This window comes from Streptomyces sp. NPDC050743 (assembly GCF_044456925.1).
Taxonomy (GTDB): domain Bacteria; phylum Actinomycetota; class Actinomycetes; order Streptomycetales; family Streptomycetaceae; genus Streptomyces.
In genome coordinates this window covers 168408-189526 of record NZ_JBITGJ010000009.1, presented here as the reverse complement: position 1 = coordinate 189526, position 21119 = coordinate 168408, and the positions used below count along the sequence as shown (strand labels likewise).

Annotated in this window: 22 protein-coding genes, 1 other RNA gene and 2 pseudogenes; 17 read left to right on the top strand and 8 right to left on the bottom strand. The window is 70.7% G+C overall.

The features are described from left to right. The first annotated feature begins 263 nt into the window (after positions 1-263). The 9 genes from ACIBJF_RS13230 to ACIBJF_RS13190 all read left to right on the top strand — a co-directional run bounded on the left by ACIBJF_RS13230 (position 264) and on the right by ACIBJF_RS13190 (position 7864). On the top strand, positions 264-1889 hold the full coding sequence (locus tag ACIBJF_RS13230; protein ID WP_399173802.1) for a purine-cytosine permease family protein: 1626 nt from the start codon (positions 264-266) through the stop codon (positions 1887-1889). Beyond that, the gene (locus ACIBJF_RS13225) at positions 1886-2239 is read left to right on the top strand and encodes a non-heme iron oxygenase ferredoxin subunit (protein WP_399173801.1); all 354 of its coding nucleotides are present in this window, start codon (positions 1886-1888) and stop codon (positions 2237-2239) included. The genes ACIBJF_RS13230 and ACIBJF_RS13225 overlap by 4 nt, the downstream gene beginning before the upstream one ends. 74 nt (positions 2240-2313) lie before the next feature. Beyond that, a complete protein-coding gene (locus tag ACIBJF_RS13220; RefSeq protein ID WP_399173800.1) occupies positions 2314-3537 on the top strand; it encodes an aromatic ring-hydroxylating dioxygenase subunit alpha in 1224 nt (407 codons plus the stop codon). Then, entirely contained in the window at positions 3537-3884 is a 348-nt protein-coding gene (locus ACIBJF_RS13215; RefSeq protein WP_399173799.1) for a hypothetical protein, read from the top strand. Before ACIBJF_RS13220 ends, ACIBJF_RS13215 begins: the two co-directional genes overlap by 1 nt. Next, positions 3877-4644 carry an SDR family NAD(P)-dependent oxidoreductase gene (locus ACIBJF_RS13210; protein WP_399173798.1) on the top strand — a complete coding sequence of 256 codons (768 nt, stop codon included), beginning with the start codon at positions 3877-3879 and terminating at the stop codon, positions 4642-4644. The genes ACIBJF_RS13215 and ACIBJF_RS13210 overlap by 8 nt, the downstream gene beginning before the upstream one ends. A gap of 45 nt (positions 4645-4689) precedes the next feature. After that, positions 4690-5631, top strand: a complete 942-nt coding sequence (locus ACIBJF_RS13205; protein WP_399173797.1) for a PDR/VanB family oxidoreductase — start codon at positions 4690-4692, stop codon at positions 5629-5631. A gap of 53 nt (positions 5632-5684) precedes the next feature. After that, on the top strand, positions 5685-5981 hold the full coding sequence (locus ACIBJF_RS13200) for a Dabb family protein (protein ID WP_399173796.1): 297 nt from the start codon (positions 5685-5687) through the stop codon (positions 5979-5981). After that, the gene (locus ACIBJF_RS13195; protein WP_399173795.1) at positions 5981-6907 is read left to right on the top strand and encodes a cyclase family protein; all 927 of its coding nucleotides are present in this window, start codon (positions 5981-5983) and stop codon (positions 6905-6907) included. The genes ACIBJF_RS13200 and ACIBJF_RS13195 overlap by 1 nt, the downstream gene beginning before the upstream one ends. Positions 6908-7075: 168 nt before the next feature. Beyond that, positions 7076-7864 carry a carbon-nitrogen hydrolase family protein gene (locus tag ACIBJF_RS13190; RefSeq protein ID WP_399173794.1) on the top strand — a complete coding sequence of 263 codons (789 nt, stop codon included), beginning with the start codon at positions 7076-7078 and terminating at the stop codon, positions 7862-7864. Positions 7865-7953: 89 nt separating this feature from the next. On the opposite strand, the gene ACIBJF_RS13185 is transcribed toward ACIBJF_RS13190, so the two are convergent. Further along, on the bottom strand, positions 7954-9162 hold the full coding sequence (locus ACIBJF_RS13185) for an IS3 family transposase (protein ID WP_399173792.1): 1209 nt from the start codon (positions 9160-9162) through the stop codon (positions 7954-7956). 393 nt (positions 9163-9555) lie between these two features. Between ACIBJF_RS13185 and ACIBJF_RS13180 the strand changes: the two genes are divergently transcribed. After that, entirely contained in the window at positions 9556-9909 is a 354-nt protein-coding gene (locus ACIBJF_RS13180; RefSeq protein ID WP_399173791.1) for a hypothetical protein, read from the top strand. A 242-nt stretch (positions 9910-10151) separates the two neighbouring features. Beyond that, positions 10152-10705 (top strand): annotated as a pseudogene (locus ACIBJF_RS13175) (hypothetical protein). 750 nt (positions 10706-11455) lie between these two features. On the opposite strand, the gene rnpB reads toward ACIBJF_RS13175, so the two are convergent. The 3 genes and pseudogenes from rnpB to ACIBJF_RS13160 all read right to left on the bottom strand — a co-directional run bounded on the left by rnpB (position 11456) and on the right by ACIBJF_RS13160 (position 13600). After that, an RNA gene (rnpB, locus tag ACIBJF_RS13170) (RNase P RNA component class A) lies at positions 11456-11858 on the bottom strand. Positions 11859-11976: 118 nt separating this feature from the next. Continuing rightward, positions 11977-12723: pseudogene (locus ACIBJF_RS13165) on the bottom strand (DMT family transporter); the annotation flags it as partial. 55 nt (positions 12724-12778) lie between these two features. Beyond that, a complete protein-coding gene (locus tag ACIBJF_RS13160) occupies positions 12779-13600 on the bottom strand; it encodes an AraC family transcriptional regulator (protein ID WP_399173790.1) in 822 nt (273 codons plus the stop codon). 57 nt (positions 13601-13657) lie between these two features. Here ACIBJF_RS13160 and ACIBJF_RS13155 point away from each other — a divergent pair, with 57 nt between their 5' ends. The 3 genes from ACIBJF_RS13155 to ACIBJF_RS13145 are packed head-to-tail and all read left to right on the top strand — an operon-like array spanning position 13658 to position 15204. Further along, positions 13658-13804 (top strand): hypothetical protein, encoded by a 147-nt coding sequence (locus ACIBJF_RS13155; protein WP_399173789.1) that lies wholly within the window; start codon positions 13658-13660, stop codon positions 13802-13804. A gap of 33 nt (positions 13805-13837) precedes the next feature. Continuing rightward, complete coding sequence (locus ACIBJF_RS13150; RefSeq protein WP_399173787.1) at positions 13838-14593, top strand: MerR family transcriptional regulator; 756 nt, start codon at positions 13838-13840, stop codon at positions 14591-14593. Continuing rightward, entirely contained in the window at positions 14590-15204 is a 615-nt protein-coding gene (locus tag ACIBJF_RS13145; RefSeq protein WP_399173786.1) for a hypothetical protein, read from the top strand. Before ACIBJF_RS13150 ends, ACIBJF_RS13145 begins: the two co-directional genes overlap by 4 nt. Here the strand turns inward: ACIBJF_RS13145 and ACIBJF_RS13140 are convergent. After that, the gene (locus tag ACIBJF_RS13140; RefSeq protein ID WP_399173785.1) at positions 15155-16591 is read right to left on the bottom strand and encodes an RNB domain-containing ribonuclease; all 1437 of its coding nucleotides are present in this window, start codon (positions 16589-16591) and stop codon (positions 15155-15157) included. The two genes, ACIBJF_RS13145 and ACIBJF_RS13140, sit on opposite strands and share 50 nt — an antisense overlap. Positions 16592-16665: 74 nt before the next feature. On the opposite strand from ACIBJF_RS13140, the gene yaaA reads away from it, so the two are divergent. Continuing rightward, entirely contained in the window at positions 16666-17448 is a 783-nt protein-coding gene (gene yaaA / locus ACIBJF_RS13135; RefSeq protein ID WP_399173783.1) for a peroxide stress protein YaaA, read from the top strand. 72 nt (positions 17449-17520) lie between these two features. Continuing rightward, positions 17521-18183 (top strand): bifunctional 4-hydroxy-2-oxoglutarate aldolase/2-dehydro-3-deoxy-phosphogluconate aldolase, encoded by a 663-nt coding sequence (eda, locus tag ACIBJF_RS13130; protein ID WP_399173781.1) that lies wholly within the window; start codon positions 17521-17523, stop codon positions 18181-18183. On the opposite strand, the gene ACIBJF_RS13125 is transcribed toward eda, so the two are convergent. Together ACIBJF_RS13125 and ACIBJF_RS13120 are read right to left on the bottom strand one after the other, a co-directional pair. After that, positions 18155-19312: a bifunctional RNase H/acid phosphatase gene (locus ACIBJF_RS13125; protein WP_399173779.1), complete on the bottom strand. Its 1158-nt coding sequence runs from the start codon at positions 19310-19312 to the stop codon at positions 18155-18157. The two genes, eda and ACIBJF_RS13125, sit on opposite strands and share 29 nt — an antisense overlap. A 22-nt stretch (positions 19313-19334) precedes the next feature. Next, positions 19335-20018, bottom strand: coding sequence for a zinc ribbon domain-containing protein (locus tag ACIBJF_RS13120; protein WP_399173819.1), 684 nt, complete (start codon positions 20016-20018; stop codon positions 19335-19337). Between ACIBJF_RS13120 and ACIBJF_RS13115 the strand changes: the two genes are divergently transcribed. Further along, on the top strand, positions 19977-20099 hold the full coding sequence (locus ACIBJF_RS13115) for a hypothetical protein (protein ID WP_365325319.1): 123 nt from the start codon (positions 19977-19979) through the stop codon (positions 20097-20099). The genes ACIBJF_RS13120 and ACIBJF_RS13115 overlap by 42 nt on opposite strands. On the opposite strand, the gene ACIBJF_RS13110 is transcribed toward ACIBJF_RS13115, so the two are convergent. Further along, the gene (locus ACIBJF_RS13110; RefSeq protein WP_399173777.1) at positions 20092-20940 is read right to left on the bottom strand and encodes a Nif3-like dinuclear metal center hexameric protein; all 849 of its coding nucleotides are present in this window, start codon (positions 20938-20940) and stop codon (positions 20092-20094) included. The two genes, ACIBJF_RS13115 and ACIBJF_RS13110, sit on opposite strands and share 8 nt — an antisense overlap. Positions 20941-21119 lie beyond the last annotated feature (179 nt).

Sequence of the window (21119 nt, the reverse complement as noted above, 5' to 3'; positions counted from 1 at the left end):
GTGCGACCAGCGCAGGCCCCTGTCCAGCGGTGTCCTGGCAGGCACCGGTTCATCCGGCGTCCGTGCGGCCACTCTCCTCCGACAGGAGGAGGAGCCTTCTCCTCCTGTTGTCCGTACGACTCGACGATGGCCGCCCTGCGGTCGTCGAGCACACTCGGGACATCGGAAACGGCCGACGGCGCCGAACACCATCGCTCCTGCCTATCGCAACCGTGAGCAACCAGGTTTCCGCACATCGCCCCCGAGACGGCTGAGGAAAACTCATGAAGGAACTCGCAAGAGAGGCGTCGGCAGACAGACCGGCGCCCGCGCCAACCGCCCGAGCACCGCTCGATGTCACTTTCACGGACGACCCGCGGGTCGTCAAAGAGGCGGCGACCGAGGACTACTCGGTCCATGTGATGCCCCGCACCTGGCGCAGCGGCCGCATGTCGCTGCTCATGGCGTTCGGCTCCATGTTCTCGGCGATGTTCTGGCTGTATGTGGCGGCGACGGTCGCCGCGGTCGCCGGAACCGCGAACGCCGTCATCGGCATCGTTTTGACGTGCCTGACCAAGGGCGGGATGAATTTCTTCCTGGCCCGTTACGCGAGCCGTTCCGGCCTCACGGTCGCCCTGCTGTCGCGCCGGATATTCGGATACGCCGGAGCGGTGCTGGCCCCGCTCATCTTCGCGGCGACGGCGCTCTACTACGGAGTCTTCGAAGGGTCCATCGTCGCGGTCGCCCTGCAGAACTTCGTCGGCGGCGGGGACATTCGCCTGTGGTACCTCTTGGTGGTCCTGTACAGCGTGCCGCTGATCCTCGGTGGCGTCCGCACCTGGCTCGACAAGCTCAACGGCCTACTGCTGCCCTTCTACGTCATCGGCCTGGTCGCCCTCGTCGCGGTGGCGAGCAGCCGGCACCCAGCCTCGATCAGCCTGCCGAACCCGCACGCCGACCTCGCCGGTCCCGGCTGGTTGTGGGCCTTCAGCGTGTACATGGGCGTCTACATCCTCATGATGTACACGGTCGACTTCGCCCGCTTCGGCAAGGCGAAGGACGAGACCTTCCACGGGATCGTCACCTTCGGCCCGGTCTTCTACCTGCTCACCTACCTTGGCACCGGGCTCGTCGGCATCTTCGTGGCAGCCACCGTCCCGGGCGTCCTGGGCACGCGGGGCATCACCGAGACCGGCATCGTCGAGGCGGTCATCAGGACGCTGGGGCTGGCTGGCCTGCTGCTGCTCGTCGTGAGCCAGACCCGCATTAACAGCGCCAACCTCTACCTCGCCTCGACCAATCTCGAGGCGCTCGCCTCTAGGGTGCTGCGGGTCAGGCTGCCCCGGATCGCGTGGGCCGTGGTCGCCGGTGTCCTCGTCTACGCGCTGATGCTCACCGACGTACTGTCGTACCTACTGCGCGCGCTCAACTGGCAGGGCGTGTTCGTCGTCGCCTGGGTCGCGATCGCCCTGACCCACCTCGTGCTGCACCGTCGAACCGAGGGCACCCTGCCCGAGTTCCGCCCGGGGCGGCTTCGGCCCGTGACCCCCGCCGCCGCAGTGTGGTTGGTCGTCTCGGTCGCCGGCATCCTCCTCGTCGAGCTGGGCGGGCCGTTCGGAGCCACCTGGTCCGCGCCGATCACCTTCCTCCTCAGCGCCGCCGGCTACGCCCTCGTAGCGCGGTTCGACGCGCTGCTGCGCCGGGCCCACGACCCTCGCGAGGAGGTGGCGGACGCCTGGAAGGCGCGCATTAAGTGCCACGTCTGCGACCGCTCCTACACGGCGATCGAGATGGACCGGGACCCCGCCGCCGACGGCCGGGCGATCTGCGCCGGCTGCGCCACCGCCAGCCCGTCCTTCTACCGGGCGGCCCGTGCCGAGGCCGCCACCACCCGGGAGGCCCTGCGGTGATCCCGCTCTGCCGCACCGCCGAGATCCCGGAGTCCGGGAGGCTCCCAGTCACAGTCGAAGGGCTCCCCGAGCTCCTGGTGTGCCGGGTGGGTGACGCCATCCACGTCGTCTCCAACCTGTGCAGCCATGGCGCCTCGGCCCTCTCCGACGGCCGGATGCTCGGCTGCGAGATCGAGTGCGAACTCCACCAGGGCCGCTTCGACGTCACCACCGGCCAAGCCACCCGTCGCCCGGCGAAGAAGCCCATCGCCACCTATGCGGTCGTCGTCGAGGACGGAGTGGTCCTCCTCAATGACGCCACCGACCCGCGGGCTCCGGACGGCCGGGTGGCCGCACCGACCGCCCAATGACGGCGCATTCGGGCTCTCATCCTGGGACCGAACCGAACAGCGCGACGACCGCGCACAGTTGAAGGAGAATCACCGTGACAGAACTGGACGACCGTCCAAGCGTCTCCACGCCCGAGCCGGACACCGACCACGCCACCCGCCACTGGGCGGAGCGCTTCCCGGAGCTGGGCACCGGGCCCATCTCCACCGACCGCTTCATCTCCCGGGAGTTCTACGAACGGGAGCGCGAGCTGGTCTTCCGCAAGACCTGGATCAACGTCGGCACCGTCCGGGACTTCCCCGCCGACGCCGCGTTCTTCGTGCGGGACATCGACGTCCTCGGCGTCTCGCTGCTCATCGTCCGCGACGAGGACGGGAGGATCCAGGCGTACCAAAACGTCTGCGCGCACCGCGGGAACAAGCTGATATGGGAGAAGGACGGCGCCTGCCCCCGGATGTTCGCATGCCGCTTCCACGGCTGGGGCTACGGCTCCAAGGACGGCGCGCTGGACTTCGTGCCCGACGAGGACCAGTTCTACTTCCCCAACCGCAACGAGCTCGGTCTGACGCCCGTCACCACCGACACGTGGAACGGCTTCGTCTTCGTCCACATGATGGAGCAGCCCCCGCAGACGCTGCGCGAGCACCTCGGCCCGCTGGCCGACCGGCTCGACGACTTCCCGTTCGAGCGGCTCTCCCTGGAGTACCGCTACGACGTGCCGGAGAAGAACAACTGGAAGATCGCGATCGACGCGCAGAACGAGATCTACCACGTGCCGATGCTTGCGCCGCTGCACCGGTTCCTCTCCGGCGGCGCCTTCCACACCAACGATGACGGATACACGCGCATCGCCGACTTCCAGCGGTTGGGCCTTCACTCGGTCTACACCTCGAAGTCCGACCCCGACTTCCCGGACACCGCGAGCGGCAACGCTCACGCCGCCGCGCACCCCGCGTTCGGGGAGCTGATCCTGCCCATAGACACGCCCTTCGCGTTCCACGTGGTGTTCCCGAACCTGGTGATCGCGTTCTTCAACAACTCGATGTTCACCTACAACTTCTGGCCCAGCGCGGTGGACCAGACGACCTGGGAGATACGACTGCATTACCCGGAGCCGGCCAGCCTCGGCGAGCGCGTCCTGGTCGAGCAGGCCAAGTGCCGCTTTCGTGACCTGCTGTGCGAGGACCAGGCGGGTCACCAGGCCCTGCACGTCGGGCTCAAGTCCCGCGCCCGGGACGAATTCGTCCTCGGCGAGCAGGAGGTCCAGATCCGCGCCTTCCACACGACCCTCGACCACGTCATGCAGCGAGGTGCCTGATGACCACATCCACGCCTACCGTCACCCTTCCCGCGGGCTTCGGTGACCTCGAACGCTTCACCGACTGGCTGCTGCCCGACGAGCGCGCCCGCATCGAGGCCCGACTGACCCACCCCTACGCCGACTCCAAGGCGTTCTACGACGCCATGCTCGCCGCCGTACCGCGGTTCATGCCGTACCTGCTCGGCAGAATCACCGAGGACGCGGACCACGCCGACCGTAACCTCCTCCAACTGGTTCTCGCCTACGTCGAGATCGCCAACGCAGTTGAGATCTACGGCCAGAGCGAGATCCCCGACGGTGCCGACCTGCGGCTGTTCATCTCGGTGTTGAGCGACCGTGGCTGAGCGGCGGAACTCGGGATTCGTCACCGGCGGCGGATCGGGGATCGGGCGAGCCGCCTCGATCGCCCTCGCTGCCGACGGGTTGGCCGTCGCCATCGCGGATGCCGACCGGAAGGCCGCCGAGGACACCGCCGCACAGATCCGGGACGCGGGCGGCCGGGCGACAGCGCTCGTCGTGGACGTCACCGACTGGGAGGCGCTGAACGACGCGGTCGCGGCGACGGTCCGTGAACTCGGGCCGCTGATCGCGGCGGTGAACAGCGCGGGTATCCAGGGCGACCTGGCCCCGATCGTGGAGTGCACCCTGAAGAACTGGGAGCGCACCCTCGCGGTCAACCTCACCGGGACGTTCCTGGCGATGCAGGCCGAGATCGAGGCGATGACGCGCTCCGGCGGCGGCTCGATCGTCAACCTGGCCTCCAACTTCGGCCTGGTCGGCAAGCAGCGGATCCCCGCGTACTGCGCCAGCAAGCACGGTGTCGTCGGTCTGACCAAGGCGGCGGCACTCGACTGCGCCGCCCAGGGGATCCGGATCAACGCCGTCTGCCCCGGCCCGGTCGACACGCCCCTGCTCCGCGGCATCGCCGACGGGGCCGGGGCCCGGGGTACGGCGATGCGAGCCGAGGTGGAGGCAAGCGTGCCGCTGGGCCGGGTCGGGGGACCGGACGAGATCGGCCGCGCCGTCGCCTTCCTCTGCTCCGACGCCGCGTCCTTCATCACCGGCGCCGCCGTACCGGTCGACGGTGGCTTCGTCACCGGCTGACCACGCCGCCACACCAGCCCACGAGATCCGCGAAAGGAGGACCACATGAGCGACGCCGCACTCGACCTCAAGGTCAGCTGGCTCGAACGAGTCGCCGACGAGGTCCTCGCCGTCACCCTGGCCGACCCCGACGGCGGCAGTCTGCCTCCGTGGAAGCCCGGCGCCCACGTCGAGGTCGTCCTGGGGGAGCACATCCGCCACTACTCGCTGTGCGGGGATCCGGTCGATTCCGACGCCTACCGCCTCGGCATCCTGCGCGAGCCCACCGGCCGCGGCGGATCGGCGTACGCGCACGAGACCCTTCGCGTCGGGCACCGCCTGGCCGTCGGGTGGCCGAGGAACCAGTTCCCCTTGGTCAGGGGCGAGCGCTATGTGTTCGTCGCCGGCGGTATCGGCATCACGCCGCTGCTTCCCATGATCGAGCAGGTGGACAGGGAGGGGCTCCCTTGGCGGCTGGTCTACGGCGGCCGACGGCTGTCCGCCATGGCGTTCGTCGACGAGCTTGAGCGGTACGGCGACCGCGTCCAGCTGTGCCCGCAGGACCTCTACGGCCACCCAGACCTAGCGGTGGCGATGGACGTCCCACCGGGTACCAGGATCTACGCGTGCGGCCCGGAGCCCCTCCTTCAGGCGGTGCAGCGGCAGGGCCGGACTCTGAAGGGCAGCACCGTCCACCTGGAGCGCTTCGCGCCCCGCGCGGACATCTCGGCAGCCCCGGCCACCGAGTTCGAGCTCGTCTGCGCCGCCTCGGAACGCCTGCTCACCGTCCGCGCCGACGAGACGATGCTCGACGCGATGCTACGCGCCGGCATCGACGTCAACCACGACTGCCGCCAGGGCACCTGCGGCACCTGCGAGCTCGAAATCCTCGCTGGAGAAGCGCTTCACCTCGACTCGGTCCTCGAGCCGGACGACTCCGAGCGCAACACTCTCATCTTCCCGTGCGTGTCCCGGGCCGCCGGACGACGACTCGTCGTCGACGCCTGACCGCCTCTCTCCCGGCGACCCGTACCACTCATCCCGAAGGGACATCACACGTCATGATCCGTCACGTCTTCCTCTGGCAGGTCGCGGCCGGCCACGACAACGACGCCGTCGTGGAGCTGCTGAACCGGCTCTCCACTGAACTCGACTTCATCGACTCCTGGAGCCTCGGATCCCACGCCGGCGAGCCGAACGACAACGGAGACCCCTGGGACGGCGCGCTGATCAGCGACTTCCGCTCCTGGGACGACCTGGAACGCTACTCCACAGCCCCGGTCCACCTCGAGGTGGTCGAGAAACTGCTGCCCATGGTCCGCAGCCGCGCCGTCGTCGACTTCGAGGTGGACGCCTGATGGCCCGGATCGCCGACATCAAGGTCGCCACCAGCCCGTACGGGCCCGATGACCAGCTCGGGGCGCTCAACCTGATGACGCCTCAGTCGAAGGCGACCGTCATGTCGCGGGCCGACGCGTCGACGGTCTACGACCTGAGCGTCGACTACTTCATCGGCATGCCGAGCTTCCAGGCCGCCGGCGACCCCTCGTACCAGATCTTCATGAGCCACACGCCGGACGGCACCGTCGTCGACGACCTCAATGGCGTGGGCGGCGACGTCAACCGACGGGTCTGCTACTCCGGGGACGTGGTGTTCATGTACACCCACACCGGGACGCACATCGACGCCCTCAACCACTTCGGTATCGACGGCAAGATCTACAACAACTTCGAGGCGTCCGAACACCTGGGCAGCCGGCACTGGACCAAGGGTGGCGCCGAGCAGATCCCGCCGATCGTCGCCCGCGGGGTGCTGATCGACGTGGCGGACCTGCACGGCGTGCCCTGCCTCCCACCCTCCTATGCGATCACCGTAGACGACTGCCGCCAGGCCCTGCAGAAGGCTGGGCTCGAACTGCGGCGCGGCGACGTCGCGTTGGTACGGACGGGCCGGATGGCGTTCTGGCCGGACGCCGCCAAGGTGCTCGGGGACCCGCCCGGGCTGAGCCTGGAGGCATGCCGCTGGCTGACGGAGCAGGAGATCATCGCCGTCGCGGCCGACCAGGAATGCGTCGAGGTCGGGCCGTCCCAGCACAAGGACAACTGGCTGCCGGGGCACTGCCACTTCCTCGCCGAGGCGGGTGTGCCGATGATCGAGCTGGTGAACCTTGAGGAGCTGTCCCGGGACAAGGTGACCGAGCTGTGCTTCGTCGCCGCCCCGATCCGGCTGCGGGGTGCCTCGGGGGCGCCCGTACGGCCGATGGCCATGCCGCTCCTGCAGTAGCGGACCGAGCCGCCTCCCCACGCAGCGTGTATGCCGTCTCGACGGGCGCGGGCACCCGGGGCAAGTCGATCGCCCCGGTCCCTGCGCCGGTCTGCGAGAGCCTCCAGGAGACCGCCATGCCCTGCGTCGCAGGACCCAGGAACGACAACTCCGACCGACAGGACTCGTATGCGTATCGCTCTGGCCCAGATCGTCTCCACCCCCGATCCGGCGCACAACCTGCGGCTCGTCGCGGATCAGGCAAGGAAGGCGGCCGCCGCCGGGGCCCGGCTCGTGGTGTTCCCCGAGGCGACGATGTGCTGCTTCGGCACCGAACTCAGACGGGTGGCAGAGCCGCTCGAGGGAGCGTGGGCCGAAAGCGTGCGGAAGATCGCGGCGGACACCAATGTCACGGTGGTCGCAGGCATGTTCACGCCTGCGGCCGACAGGCGCGTGCACAACACATTGCTCGCCACCGGCAACGGCGTGGAAGCGGCGTATCACAAGATCCATCTATACGACGCCTTCGGCTTCACCGAGTCCGACACGGTCGCCGCCGGGAGGGATCCGGTGACCATCGAGGTCGACGGTGTCACCGTCGGCCTCGCCGTCTGCTACGACCTGCGGTTTCCCGGCCTCTTCCAGGCCTTGGGCGACTTGGGCGCGCGCGTCATTGTCGTGGCGGCCTCCTGGGGGGCCGGCCCGGGCAAGCGCGAGCAGTGGGATCTCCTCGTCCGGGCACGGGCTCTGGATTCCACCTCATTCGTCGCGGCCTGCGACCAGGGCGAACCGGCGACGATCGGCCTGGTCGCGGGTACCGCTCCTACCGGCGTCGGAGGGAGCGCGGTGGCCGGCCCACTGGGCGAGCTGCTCGGTCAGCTCGACGGGCATCCCTGCCTGCTGCTGTGCGACCTGGACCTGCGCGAGGTCGAGGCCGCCCGCGCCGTGGTGCCGGTGTTGGCCAACCGCAGATGGTGAGCGCGTTCGGTCCAGCAGGCGAGGGCTCCGGCTAGGCCGTACGGCAAGGTCGGAGCCCTGGGCGTTGACCCCGGATGTTGGACACGGGCTTATGCGGCTTGGGGAAGTGTAGTTGACGGTTCGGTGAAGAGGTTTTCGTAGGCGAGTGGGGAGCGTTGTCCGAGGCGGGAGTGACGCCTTCGGGTGTTGTAGCGGCTGGCCCAGCGGAAGGCCGCGAGCCGCGCCTGTCGTGCGGTGGACCACGCCTTCGCGCCCTTGAGCGTCTCCCGCTTCATGGACGCGTTCCAGCTCTCGGCGGCGGCGTTGTCCGCCGAGCTCCCGACGGCGCTCATGCTCCTGGTCACCCCTGCGGCGGTGCAGGCGGCGGCGAACGCGGCACTCGTATATTGCGATCCGTGATCGCTATGAAAAATGGCGCCGTTGAGGCTGCCGCGGGTCCGCTCGGCCGCCGCCAGGGCGTCGATGACGAGCTCGGCCCGCATGTGATCGGCGATCGCCCACCCGGCCAGTCGACGTGAGCACAGGTCGATGACCGTCGCCAGATACAGCGGCTTCGCCCCGGTCACCGGCAAGTACGTGATGTCGCCGACGTATTTGGTGTTCGGCACCTTCGCGGTGAAGTCCCGGCCGATGAGGTCGGCGGCCTTCTCCGCTGTGGGGTCGGGGATGGTGGTGCGGTGCTTCCTGCGCAGCCGCAGGCCGGCGAGCCCGATGCCGCGCATGACGCGGGCGATGCGCTTGTGGTTCACGAGCTCGCCGCCGTCGCGGAGCTCGGCGGTGATCCTCGGGACGCCGTAGGTGCCGTCCGAGGCAGCGTGGGCGGTGCGTATCCGGTCCGCGAGCTTGGCGTCGGCGACCTGGCGGGCGGCCCGGTCGGGCGCGGTCTTGCGCCAGTAGTAGAAGGTGGAGCGGGCGATCCCGACGATGGCGCACAGCCGCTTCACGCCGTAACGGCGCTGGTGGTGGTCAACGAACTGGCAGCGGTTCACCAGCGCGTCTCCCCGGCGAAATACCGGGCCGCCTTGCGGAGAGTCGCGCTCCTCCTCCAGCTCACGGATCCTCTTGCGCGCGGCGACGAGTTCGGCCTCCACCGAGTTCTGGGCCTGGACCGGAGCGGCGGCCCGCGCTACCGAGTGGGCGCCGGGACGCCGTCCGTCAGCGGCGCGGATCCAGTTGCGCAACGTCTCGGTGTTGACCCCGAGGTCCTCAGCGACCGACTTGATCGTCGCCCCCGGACGCGAGCGATACAACGCGACCGCGTCCGCCTTGAACTCGGCGGGATAGTGCTTCATTGCCATCTGTACGGGACTCCTGACCACCCAGACCATCAAGATCCAAGTGTCTCTGGTGTCCAAGATCCGGGGTCAGGGCCCGAAGCCGGGTAACCCTCATCGACGGACTCCTCGCCGCCGTTATGGCGGGTCTGGCACTCAACACGGCGTTCGGCTGGTGGTGGGCCGACCCGCTCGCCGGCTACATCCTCGTGCACTACGCGGCCCGCGAAATCCGAGAGATCTTCTCCCACCAGCGCTGATATCCCAGGCAGGCCGTCAGCGCAGGGGTGCGACCGACACGCCCGCAGTACACATTCATACCGAGGACGTACGCAGGACACGGACCGGAACCATCGGAAGCGTGTTGAGACGGAGCCGGATTGATCAACGGGGATAGAGCCAGCCGGCTTGTTGCGGGTGACGATGTCGCTGTCGCCGGTGACGACCTTGACGGTGACGCCGTTGTCGGACAAGGCCGTGATAGCGGACGCGGTGGTGGACTTGGGCGGGTCGAGGAAGGCGACGAACCCGATCAGGGAGAGGTCGGACTCTGTCGTGACGGTGTACCCGGCGTGCTCCAGAGTGGCCGGGCTGGTAGCTACCGTCAGGCCCCCCCGGACCTTCCGGGTTCTGCTCCTCGGCCACGCGGCTGACGTGCTCGCGCCGCCGGTCGGTCAAGACGAGGTCGCTGCCGCTCCCGCGGATGTGGGTGGACAGGCCGGGGACCTCGTCGGCCTTGGAAAAGGAAGCAGCGGCCAGCAGCGGCTCTGACGGAGAAGGGCCGGGGTTGGCGCGCATGGCAGAGTGGTGGCCTCGTCTACGGGGGGAAGACGAGGCCACCCGAACAGTAGCGCAGCCATAAGGCGGCAGTGAAGATTGATTGATCTTTTTCTGGTCTTCAGGGTGCGTGCGGCCCGGCGAGCTGAGCCGGTACGTGGAAGGCAGCGGGCATCAAAGAAGCGTGGAAATCGCCGGAGCAGAGGCAATGTCCCGGCAGACGTTCGCGTGTGAGCATGCGTTTCAGCGGTCTGGGCATCGCACGAGTCGTACTCCTGACTATCTCCCTTGCCTGGGACGGCTTCCTTGAAGGGCTCTTCGACGGCATCGTGCTCGACGGGCTCGTCGACGGACTGCGGTCACTGCCGATCGTCGCCGGGTTCGTCTCGCCGACCGGTTCGCGTACCGGCTCACTCGCGCCTTGATGGCGGACCGCTCCGGTAGCGCACCGCGCAACGACGACCTGGTAAGGGTCTCCTGGTGCGTAGTCGCGGCCATCCCAGCCGACGGATACGACGAGGCCCTTGTGCACCTGGCCCCCCAGTCGGTGATGCTCGCTGCGAAGAGTCCGGTCGGCCGAGCGAGCGGCGCCGAGGTGTGGGTGGAACAGGCCCTGTCCCACACCGCCGTATCGGTGCGCCTCATCGAACGCCGACCCGGCCGACACCCAGCGGCTTACCTACACGCCACCCTGCTTTCACCTCGTCCGACGCCGGTCCGCCCTCAGCCCCCCGGGACGATAGGTACGGGACACCAGGGGGAATCCGCGCCGAGGTCCCGTGCGACGTGACGACTCAGCCGAACGCGAAGTACCGTGGCCATACGTAGCCGAGCGAGATGGCCACGGTGTCTCCGGCGACGAGCAAGTCGTACTCGGTGAACTGCCAGCGCGCGATGGGCAGCCGGTGATGCCGAGGACGGCGACGTTGGCGTACCCACCTAGGGCGGTCCGCCGTGGCTCTACTCAGATGTTCGAGGGCGGCTTGCGGTGGCCCCACTTCGACGCCTTTCGCCTGATCAGCAGCGGGGCTACCCGAAGCCAACACAGAGGGTGTCCGATTTGGGTAGAGCCGCCCCAAGTTCACCGCATAGCCATCCTGAGTCCAACCACGGCACACGGGGCGACGGCGCCCACCTCGCTGGACCAGGGCAGCCACACCTCACATAGCCGCCTTCGCCAGAAACCAGCGGTATTGCCCGGCAGGGGCATTCAACAGGTTGAAAGCACCGGTGATCACTTCCAGATTCCACTGCGGTCGAGGGCTGTCTCGACGCGCCGCACCGCAGGGCGGCCATCCGTGCGCACATTCCGACCGAGCGGGTCAGCAAGGAGACAGCTCGTACATGTACTTCCGAGTGCATCAGAGTCCGAGATGTCTGCCACAGAGCGACGCTGGACCGCATTTGACACCCGGAATGCCCGAATATGCGGCCTGGGCGGCAGACAGAAACGACGATACCTGTAGCGCAGATTCGACCCGGATTCGACCCCGAGGGTTTGTTCAGCTGGTAAACATGGCCCTGCGGAAATAAAGAGCGGCAGACGAGTCAGGCTATACGCCGGGTTCTGTTCCCCGGTGTCCTCGCGGGCGCCGGGGCGACGGCCATCCATCTAGGGCCGGTGTTGCCACCGGCCTCGTGCGGTCTACCCGCGGACTCGGGCGGGCAGCCCTCGAGCGTCCGCGCAGAAGCACCGGAGTGCTTCCTTTTGACCTTGCTCCGGGTGGGGTTTACCTAGCTGCCCAGGTCACCCTGGGCACTGGTGGTCTCTTACACCACCGTTTCACCCTTACCAGGGGCCGGAGCCCCGGGCGGTTTGCTTTCTGTGGCACTGTCCCGCGGGTCACCCCGGGTGGCCGTTAGCCACCACCCTGCCCTGTGGAGCCCGGACGTTCCTCGGGAAGCCCCCTAGGGGGACTCCACGCGGCCGTCCGCCCGGCTCGTCTGCCGTGTCGACCATGGTACCGGGCGCCTGGAGCGGCGCGGACCCGCGGCCGCCGTCGCCAGGACCGAGCCCGTCAGGATCAGGGCGAAGGCCACCAGGACCGTGGGCGTCAGCGGCTCGCTCAGGAAGATCGCGCCCGCCGCCACCGCCACCGCCGGGTTGACGTACGTGATCACGGTCGCCCGCGTCGGGCCCGCCTCCTTGATCAGCTCCAGGAACGCCACGAACGCCACCGCCGTGCAGAGCACGCCCAGGCCGGCCAGCGCCGCCAGCACGGAGGGCGAGGGGACCGACGACGGCCGCGCCACCGCCGCCAGCGGGGCGTAGACCACCGCCGCCAGGGTCAGGCAGGCCGACGTCAGGTGCAGCGACGGGACGTCCTTCATGCGCCGCGCGGCTATCAACGGAGCCGTCGCGTAGCCCACGACCGTCACCAGGACTTCGGCGAGGGAGCGGGCGTCACCGCCGGTCAGGTGGGGCAGGGTCAGGACCGTCACGCCGGCCAGGCCCAGGGCGAGACCCGTCAGGCGGCGGGCTCCCAGGTGTTCGCTGTCGCCCAGGAGACGGATCGCGATCACGCCGACGATCGGCACCCCCGCGATCAGCAGGCCCGACGTCGAGCTGGACAGGTGCCGTTCGGCGTCCGTGAGGGTGAACCAGGGGATCATGATCTCCAGGCACGCGAAGGCCAGCATGGGGCGCCAGTGGGTGCGTACGGTCGTGAGCAGGCCGCCCTGGCGTACGGCGAACGGGAGCAGCAGGGCCGCACCGAGCGCACAGCGCGTGAACACCAGCGTCGGCGGGGACACCTCGGCCACCGCCACCTTGATCAGCAGATAGGGAATGCCCCAGACCACTCCCATCAGGGAGAACAGGAACCAGCCGCGTGCAGTCATACGGCGAGTCTCGGCCGGCCCCTCACCGGGCGTCTTGAACGCTGTTGCGGTACGCCGCCGGCGTCACCCCGAGCACCCGGCGGAACCAGCGGGTCAGGTGCGCCTGGTCGGCGAAGCCCACCAGAGCGGCCACCTCCGCCGGGCGCAGGCCCGCCTCCAGCAACCCGCGCGCCCTGTGCACCCGGTACTGGGCGAGCCAGGCGTACGGCGGTATGCCCATCGCCGTGCGGAAGGCCCGCAGGAGCTGGTACCGGGACAGGCCCAGCTCGGCCGCGAGGCCCGCCAGCGGCGGGGGCGCGGTGAGTTCGTCGGCGAGGCGGTCGCGGACCGTCAGGGCGATCGCGCCCGCGCCGGGGATCTCGTCGGAGGCGGACCTGGTGGTGGAGTGGCGGCGGGCCAGGGCCGTCAGCAGCCAGGGGAGGCGGGATTCGGCCTCCAGCGGGTCGGGGCAGGCGCTGAGTCCGGTGTGGGCGAGGCGCAGGGCCGTGGCCAGTTCGGGGTCCTCGAGGAGCGGTTCGCGAAAGTGCGGGAGGCCGCCGAGGGTGCCGTCGGCCAGCAGGGACGGCTCGGCGTACAGGGCGCGGTAGGCATAGCCGTCGGTGGCGTTGCCGGGGCCGCCGGTGTGCATCTCGCCGGGGTCGAGGACGACGATCGTGCCGGGGCCGGTTCGTATGTGGCCGCCCCGGTAGTCGATGACCTCGCTGCCGCCGACGCAGACACCGATCGTGTACTCGTCGTGGGCGTGCGGGGCGTAGGTGTGGCGGCGGAAGTTCGCCGTCAGGAGGTCCAGCGGAGGCCCGCCGTTGCCCAGCCGGGCGCGCGTCCACAGCGCCTGTTCCGCCATCCCCCATCACCCCTTCCGGCCCAGGGTGCAACGCCTTCGGGCCTCACTTCATGCCGGGTGGCCGCCTGCCCGGACCGGCCCGCCCTGAGGGGGCTCTTCGTACGGCCGGACGGTCACGTCGCCTGGGCCACCGAGGACCAGGGCGGCAAGGGACTCCCGAGGGCCCTGGAACGCCAGCTCGGCCTGCCGCAGGTCGCCGCTTGACCCTGCCGCGACGTCAACGTCTGTACTGGTCCCATGCGGATCGGAGAACTCGCCGCCGCCGTCGGCGTCACGACGCGCACCGTGCGGCACTACCACCACCTGGGCCTGCTGCCCGAACCCGAGCGCCTCGCCAACGGATACCGCCGGTACACGCTCCGGCACGCCGTCGTCCTCGCCCGGATCAGACGGCTGACCGAGCTGGGGCTGGGCCTGACCGAGGTGCGGGACGTGCTCGCCGACGACGCCGGGAAGGACCTGGTCGAGGTGCTCACCGAACTCGATCAGGACCTGGCCCGGCAGGAGGCGCAGATCCGGGAGCGTCGGCGGCGGCTGCGGTCGCTGCTGGACGCCGGGGAGCTGCCGGCCGAGGGCCCGGTCTCGCCCCGACTGGCCGCGCTGCTCGCCGAGTTGCCCGGCGAAGGCTCTCCCATGGCCGCCAAGGACCGCGAGGTGCTCGCCCTGATCGACACCGGGGCGGGGCCACAGGAGCGGGAGCGGCTGATGTCCGCGCTGCGCGGCGCCTTGGACGGCCCGGACGCCCTCGCGCGGGCCCGGGAGGTGTACGCGCTGCTGGACGCGCTCGCGGACGCGGAACCGGACGACCCGCGCGTGGCGCGGGCCGCGCGGGCCCTGGCCGACTGCGTCCCGGCGGACCTGCTGCCGGCCGGGACGGCGGACGCCGACCACGCCGTACTGCGGGCCCTGTACGCCGACTTCGCGCCGGCGCAGGCGGAGGCGATCCGCAGCGCGCTGCGGATCCTCGCCGGCCGGACCGGGGAGGGGCCATGAGGACCGCGTACCGGCTGGCGCGGCACGAGGCACGGCTCCTGGTCAGTCTCGGCCTGTGGCTCGCCCGGCGCCGGCACGGCACGGGCGGCGGGCGGGCGTTCGGGTACGCGCGCGGGCAGGGCGCGACCATGGCGGGGCCGGCCCTGGTGTGCGTGATCGAGGCCTTCACCATGGCGGTGCTGCTGCGCGGCTGGCCGGTCGCGCACCGGGTCATGCTGGTGCTGGACGGCTACACGGTGCTGTTCGTCGCCGGTCTGCACGCGGCCTGCGTGGTCCGCCCGCACGTACTCACCCCGAAGGCGCTGCGGGTGCGCCACGGCGCCCACGTGGACCTGTGGATACCGCGCGCGGCCATCGGTGCCGTACGCCGCGAGACCCGTTCCACGCACGAGCGCGTGCCCGCCGAGCTGAACCTGGCGGTCGGTTCGCAGACCTCCGTGACCCTCGAACTCACCGCTCCGCTCGCCCACTCGACGCTCCTCTGGCGCCGGCGCGAGGTGTCCGTGGTCCGGCTGCACGCCGACGACCCGGAGGCGTTCGTCCGTGCGCTCGCCGGCGCGCTCACGCCGGAACGAACAGGATCTTCGTCGTCCCCGGCTCGGCCCGGCTGAGCCGGACCCGCAGGCGCTCGCCGAGCGGCAGCCGCTCGCCCTCGATGCGGCCGATCACCGCCGGGGAGTCCACCTGGACCGTGCCGACGGTCGGCCGGTGCTCGTCGACCTCCACCACGCAGCCCTCGAAGACGTCCCCGACCCGGTCCTTGAGCAGGGCCGCCTCCACGATGTCCACGCACTCGCGCTCGACGGTGCCGGCGATCCGGGCGCCGTCGGCCATCCGCCGGGGCAGCGCGTCGAGCGCGTCGCGCACCCAGTCGGGCGGGGCCTGGCCGGCGACCGCCGCGAGGCAGATCTCCGAGGCGTAGCGGTCGGCGAGGCGGCGCAGCGGGGCGGTGCAGTGGGTGTAGGGGGCGGCGACGGCGGAGTGGGTGGCGATCGCGGGGAGGACGCCGTCACGGAACACCGTGTAGCCGGAGCCGCGCAGCAGGGTGGTGCACTCCTGGAGGAAGGCCGCGTGGCGGGTGTTGTGCGGGTCCAGGGTGCGGATCAGCGCGGCGTACGACACATGGTGCGGCCAGTCGATGTGCAGCGCGGTCGCGGTGCGGCGGAGGCGGGCGACGGCGCCGTCGGGGGCGGCGGGGAGGGTGCGCAGGATGCCGGTGCCCTGCGCGAGCATCAGGTCGGCGGCGGCCATCCCGGTGAGCAGGGAGAGCTGGGCGTTCCAGCCGTCGGCGGGCAGCGGGGCCCGGTAGCCGAGCACGTAGGTGTAGTCCTGCTCGGTGATCTCCTGCTCGGGCACGTTCAGGGAGATGCCGCCGCGCTCGGTCTCCTGCCGTTCCCGGGCCTCGCCGATCTCCTTGAGCAGCGCGACCGGTTCCTCGGCGGTCCCGGCGTCGATCTCCTTCTGCACGCGCGCGTAGTCGAGCTTGGCGCGGCTTCGGACCAGGGCGCGGCGCACGTCGACGGCGAGGGTCCGGCCCTCCGCGTCCAGGTCGATCGTCCACAGCACGGCCGGGCGGACCTGGTCCGGCAGCAGGCTGGCCGCGCCCTCGCTGAGCACGGTGGGGTGCAGCGGCACCTTCCCGTCGGGGAAGTACAGGGTGTTCACCCGGCGGTGCGCCTCCGTGTCCAGCGCTCCGCCGGGCACGACGAAGGCGGCGACGTCGGCGATGGCGTACCGGACCCGGTAGCCGGTGCCCTGCCGCGAGAGGTGGGTGGCCTGGTCGAGGTCGGTGGAGGCCGGGGGGTCGAGGGTGAAGAAGGGGATGTCCGTGGCGTCGTACGACGGCAGGGCGGGCGGCGTCTTCGCGGCGCGCTCGGCCTCTTGCCGGACCTGGGGCGGGAAGGCGTCCGGGATGCCGAGTTCGGCGCGCAGGGCGGCCAGGGCGGCCCGCAGCGGCGCCTCGGGGGCACCGGTCACGCGGATCTTGCGGCGGGGCATACAGCGAGCGTAGGTCGGGGGCGCCGGGGCGGCACGCCGTACCCTGTCGCGGAGGTCTACGTAAGGAGTACGTGTTGCTGGTCCTGCTGCCGCCCTCGGAAGGCAAGGCGAACTCGGGCGAGGGCGCCCCGCTGGAGCTTTCCGCCCTCTCCCTGCCGGGCCTGACCGCCGCACGGCGGGCCGTGCTCACCGAGCTGGTCGAGCTGTGCACCGGTGACGAGGAGAAGGCGCGCGAGGTGCTCGGACTGAGCGAGGGGCTGCGCGGCGAGATCGCGAAGAACACCGGCCTGCCTACGGCAGGCGCGCGCCCCGCCGGGGAGATCTACACCGGTGTCCTCTACGACGCCCTCGGCCTGGCCACGCTGGAGGCGGCGGCGCGCAGGCGCGCTGCGGACTCGCTGCTGGTGTTCTCCGGGCTGTGGGGCGCGGTGCGGGTGACGGACCCGATCCCCTCCTACCGCTGCTCGATGGGGGTGAAGCTGCCGGGGCTCGGCGCGCTGGCCGGGCACTGGCGGGCGCCGATGGCCGAGGTGCTGCCGGAGGCGGCCGGTGACGGGCTGGTGCTGGATCTGCGCTCCTCCGCCTACGCGGCGGCCTGGAGGCCGAAGGGCGAGCTCGCGGGCCGCACGGCGACCGTACGGGTGCTGCACGCGCCGACCCGGAAGGTGGTCAGCCACTTCAACAAGGCGACCAAGGGCCGGATGGTGCGGAGCCTGCTGACGGCCGGTGCCGCGCCGAAGGACCCCGCCGAGCTGGTGGAGGCGCTGCGGGGGCTCGGGTACGTCGTGGAGGCGCAGGCGCCGGGCAGGGCGGGCAAGGCGTGGTCGCTGGACGTGCTGGTGGAGGAGATCCACTAGGCGTCCTTACGAGGCATTGCAGCATGTGCAACGCCCATTGCGAGCAGTGCAGCTGCTGGGCACGATGAGGGCATGACCTCACCGTTGCCCTCCTCCTCGGCTGCCTCCGTGCTGGATCTCGCCCCCGTCGTGCCCGTGGTGGTCGTCTCCGACGCCGCCGACGCCGTACCGCTGGCGCGGGCGCTGGTGGCGGGTGGGCTGCCGGCGATCGAGGTGACGCTCAGGACGCCGGGGGCGCTGGACGCGATCCGCGCGATCGCCGGTGAGGTGCCCGAGGCCGTCGTCGGCGCGGGCACGGTGATCACACCGGAGCAGGTGGGGGCGTGCGTGGCGGCGGACGCGCGGTTCCTGGTCAGCCCCGGGTGGACGGACACGCTGCTGGAGGCGATGCGCGGGTCCGGGGTGCCGTTCCTGCCGGGGGTGTCGACCACCTCGGAGGTCGTGGCGCTGCTGGAGCGCGGGGTGCGGGAGATGAAGTTCTTCCCGGCGCAGGCGGCGGGCGGTACGGCGTATCTGCGGTCGCTGGCCGGGCCGTTGCCGCAGGCCCGCTTCTGTCCCACGGGCGAGATCGGCCCGCAGACCGCGCCCGAGTATCTGTCCCTGCCCAACGTCGGCTGCGTGGGCGGCAGTTGGATGGTCCCGGCGGACGCGGTGGCCGCCGGGGACTGGGCGCGGATCGAGGAGCTGGCGCGGGGCGCCGCGGGGCTCAGGGCCGCAGGTGGGACGTGTCGTTGAACAGCCGTACGCTCGCGTTGCCGTCCGCGTAGTACGCCACCGCCGACAGGGAGGCCGCCGACAGTTCCATCCGGAACAGGGACTCGGGCGGGGCGCCGAGGGCGAGGCGGACGAAGGTCTTGATCGGCGTCACATGGCTGACCAGCAGGACCGTGCGGCCGGCGTGGGCGGCGACCAGCTTGTCGCGGGTGGCGGCGATCCGGGTGGCCGTCTCGGCGAAGCTCTCACCGCCGCCGGTGGGGTGGGCCTCGGGGTCGGCGAGCCAGGCGTTCAGATCGTCGGGATAGCGGTCGCGGACCTCGCCGAAGGTGAGGCCCTCCCATGCGCCGAAGTCCGTCTCGCGCAGGCCGTCCTCGATCGTCACGTCCAGACCGAGGCGGGTGGCGACGATGGCCGCGGTCTCGCGGGTGCGGGTGAGGGGGGAGGCGATGACGGCCTCGACGGTGCCGCGCCGGGCGAGTGCCTCGGCCGTGCGGTGGGCCTGTTCGCGGCCGGCGGCGGACAGGGAGGGGTTGGTGCCGCCGCTGCCGGAGAAGCGCTTCTGGGGGGTCAGAGGGGTTTCGCCGTGCCGGAGCAGCACGAAGGTGGCGGGGGCGCCGAGGTCGGGGGCGCTGCTCCAGCCGGGGGTGCTGGACAGGTGCTGCTCGCTGCCCGCAGCTGCGGCGGCAGCGGACGAAGCGTCCAGTGCTGCCGTCGACTCCGAGGGCGACCACTGTTCGCCCCTCGATCCCGCGTCCATCGCCTCGTTCGCCAGTCGGTCCGCGTGCTTGTTCTGCTCGCGGGGGATCCACTCGTAGGTGACCTGCTCCGGCGGGAAGACCGACCTCGCCTCCGTCGCCAGGGGCTTCATGTCGGGGTGCTTGATCTTCCAGCGGCCCGACATCTGCTCGATGACGAGCTTGGAGTCCATGCGGACGTGCACCATCGCGGCCGGGTCGAGGGCGTGGGCGGCGCGCAGGCCGGCCACCAGGCCCCGGTACTCGGCCACGTTGTTCGTGGCGATGCCGAGGTATTCCGCCGCCTCGGTCAGCGGCTCGCCCGTGACCGCGTCCCGCACCACCGTGCCGTAGCCCGCGGGCCCTGGGTTGCCCCGCGACCCGCCGTCCGCCTCGACGATGAACTCCCGCACTCCTGAAGCCCCTTACCGACTCTTACAGGCCCGACTCGGAGGTACGCACCAGGATGCGGCGGCAGTTCTCGCAGCGCACCACGGTGTCCGGCGCCGCCGAGCGGATCTCGTTCAGCTCGGTGATCGCCAGCTCCTGGCGGCAGCCCTGGCAGGTGCGGGCGTACAGCTTGGCCGCGCCGATGCCGCCCTGCTGCTCGCGCAGCTTGTCGTAGAGCTTCAGCAGGTCGGCGGGCACGGAACCCGCGACGACCTCGCGCTCCTTCGTCACCGTCGCCACCTCGCCGTCGATCTCCTCGAACGCGGCGTCCCGGCGCGCGGTCGCGTCGTCGATCTTCGACTGCACCGAAGCGACCCGCTCGGTGAGCTCGTTCACCCGCTCCTGCGCGGCCTCACGGCGCTCCATGACCTCCAGGACCACGTCCTCCAGGTCGCCCTGGCGCTTGGCGAGGGAGGCGATCTCGTGCTGGAGGTTGGACAGGTCCTTGGGCGAGGTGACCGCGCCGGAGTCCAGGCGCTGCTGGTCGCGGGCGGCGCGCTGGCGCACCTGGTCCACGTCCTGCTCGGCCTTGGTCTGCTCGCGGGCGGTGTCGCTCTCCTCGGTCTGCGCCGCGACGAGCAGGTCCCGCAGCTGGGTGAGGTCCTTGTTCAGCGCGTCGATCTCGGCGTGCTCGGGCAGGGACCTCCGCCGGTGCGCGAGCTGCTGCAGGCGGACGTCGAGGTCCTGGACGTCGAGGAGTCGGATCTGGTCGGCGGGCGCGGCGTTCAGTTGGGGGCTCCTGTTAGTTAGACGTGGTGGTGGACGCCGCGTGGGCGGTCCAGGGGTCGGTGACCGTCTTGGACACGTGGACGCGAAGGCCCCAGCCGCGGCGGTCGGAGATCTCGTCGAGCTGGCTCGCGGCCAGCTCGCACCAGGGCCACTCCGTGGCCCAGTGCGCCGCGTCGAGCAGCGCGAGGGGGCTGTGGGCGACGGCCGCCGTGAATTCCGCGGCCGGGTGGTGGCGCAGGTCGGCGGTGAGGAAGGCGTCCACCCCGGCGGCGCGCACCTCGTCGAAGAGGCTGTCGCCTGAGCCGCCGCTGACGGCGACCGTGCGGACGACGGCCTCGGGGTCGCCGGCCACCCGGATGCCCTGCGCGGTGGCGGGCAGCCGCGCGGCGGCGCGCTCGGCCAGCGCGCGGACGGTCAGCGGGTGGTCCAGTTCGCAGACGCGGCCGAGTCCGCGGCGGCCCTCCGGATCGGTGGGGTCCGGCACGAGCGGTCGTACAACGCGAAGGTCCAGCGCACCCGCGAGCGCGTCCGAGACACCGGGATCCGCGGTGTCGGCGTTGGTGTGGGCCACGTGCAGCGCGATGTCGTTCTTGATCAGCGTGTGCACGACCCGGCCCTTGAAGTGACTCGCCGCGACCGTGGTCGTCCCCCGCAGGTAGAGCGGGTGGTGGGTGACCAGCAGGTCGGCGCCGAGCTTCACCGCCTCGTCGACGATCTCCTGCACGGGGTCGACGGCGAACAGGACCCGGGTGACCTCCTGGTCGGGTTCGCCCACGACCGTGCCGACCGCGTCCCAGGACTCGGCCCGCTCGGCGGGCCACAGGTTCTCCAGCGCGGTGATGACTTCAGACAGACGGGGCACGTAGGCAAGGCTACCTGGCCGGTCTGCGCGGCCGTACCGCATCCGACTGCTCTGACCCCCGTCAGCACAAAGGTCCCGATTTCCTCAGGTGAATCGCTTCTGCACCACCCGTATGTGTGAAGTCGGTGTCGGTCGGTCCCCCGCCTGTGCGTACGAAAACTAGCTTCGTCGCCGGAGGT

Bases quoted from the DNA above. Each gene is read 5' to 3' on its own strand.
- ACIBJF_RS13230 (WP_399173802.1), top strand. From the start codon at position 264: ATGAAGGAACTCGCAAGAGAGGCGTCGGCAGACAGACCGGCGCCCGCG.
- ACIBJF_RS13215 (WP_399173799.1), top strand. From the start codon at position 3,537: ATGACCACATCCACGCCTACCGTCACCCTTCCCGCGGGCTTCGGTGAC.
- ACIBJF_RS13205 (WP_399173797.1), top strand. From the start codon at position 4,690: ATGAGCGACGCCGCACTCGACCTCAAGGTCAGCTGGCTCGAACGAGTC.
- ACIBJF_RS13200 (WP_399173796.1), top strand. From the start codon at position 5,685: ATGATCCGTCACGTCTTCCTCTGGCAGGTCGCGGCCGGCCACGACAAC.
- ACIBJF_RS13195 (WP_399173795.1), top strand. From the start codon at position 5,981: ATGGCCCGGATCGCCGACATCAAGGTCGCCACCAGCCCGTACGGGCCC.
- ACIBJF_RS13190 (WP_399173794.1), top strand. From the start codon at position 7,076: ATGCGTATCGCTCTGGCCCAGATCGTCTCCACCCCCGATCCGGCGCAC.
- ACIBJF_RS13185 (WP_399173792.1), bottom strand. From the start codon at position 9,162: ATGGCAATGAAGCACTATCCCGCCGAGTTCAAGGCGGACGCGGTCGCG.
- ACIBJF_RS13160 (WP_399173790.1), bottom strand. From the start codon at position 13,600: ATGGCGGAACAGGCGCTGTGGACGCGCGCCCGGCTGGGCAACGGCGGG.
- ACIBJF_RS13150 (WP_399173787.1), top strand. From the start codon at position 13,838: ATGCGGATCGGAGAACTCGCCGCCGCCGTCGGCGTCACGACGCGCACC.
- ACIBJF_RS13145 (WP_399173786.1), top strand. From the start codon at position 14,590: ATGAGGACCGCGTACCGGCTGGCGCGGCACGAGGCACGGCTCCTGGTC.
- ACIBJF_RS13140 (WP_399173785.1), bottom strand. From the start codon at position 16,591: ATGCCCCGCCGCAAGATCCGCGTGACCGGTGCCCCCGAGGCGCCGCTG.
- eda (WP_399173781.1), top strand. From the start codon at position 17,521: ATGACCTCACCGTTGCCCTCCTCCTCGGCTGCCTCCGTGCTGGATCTC.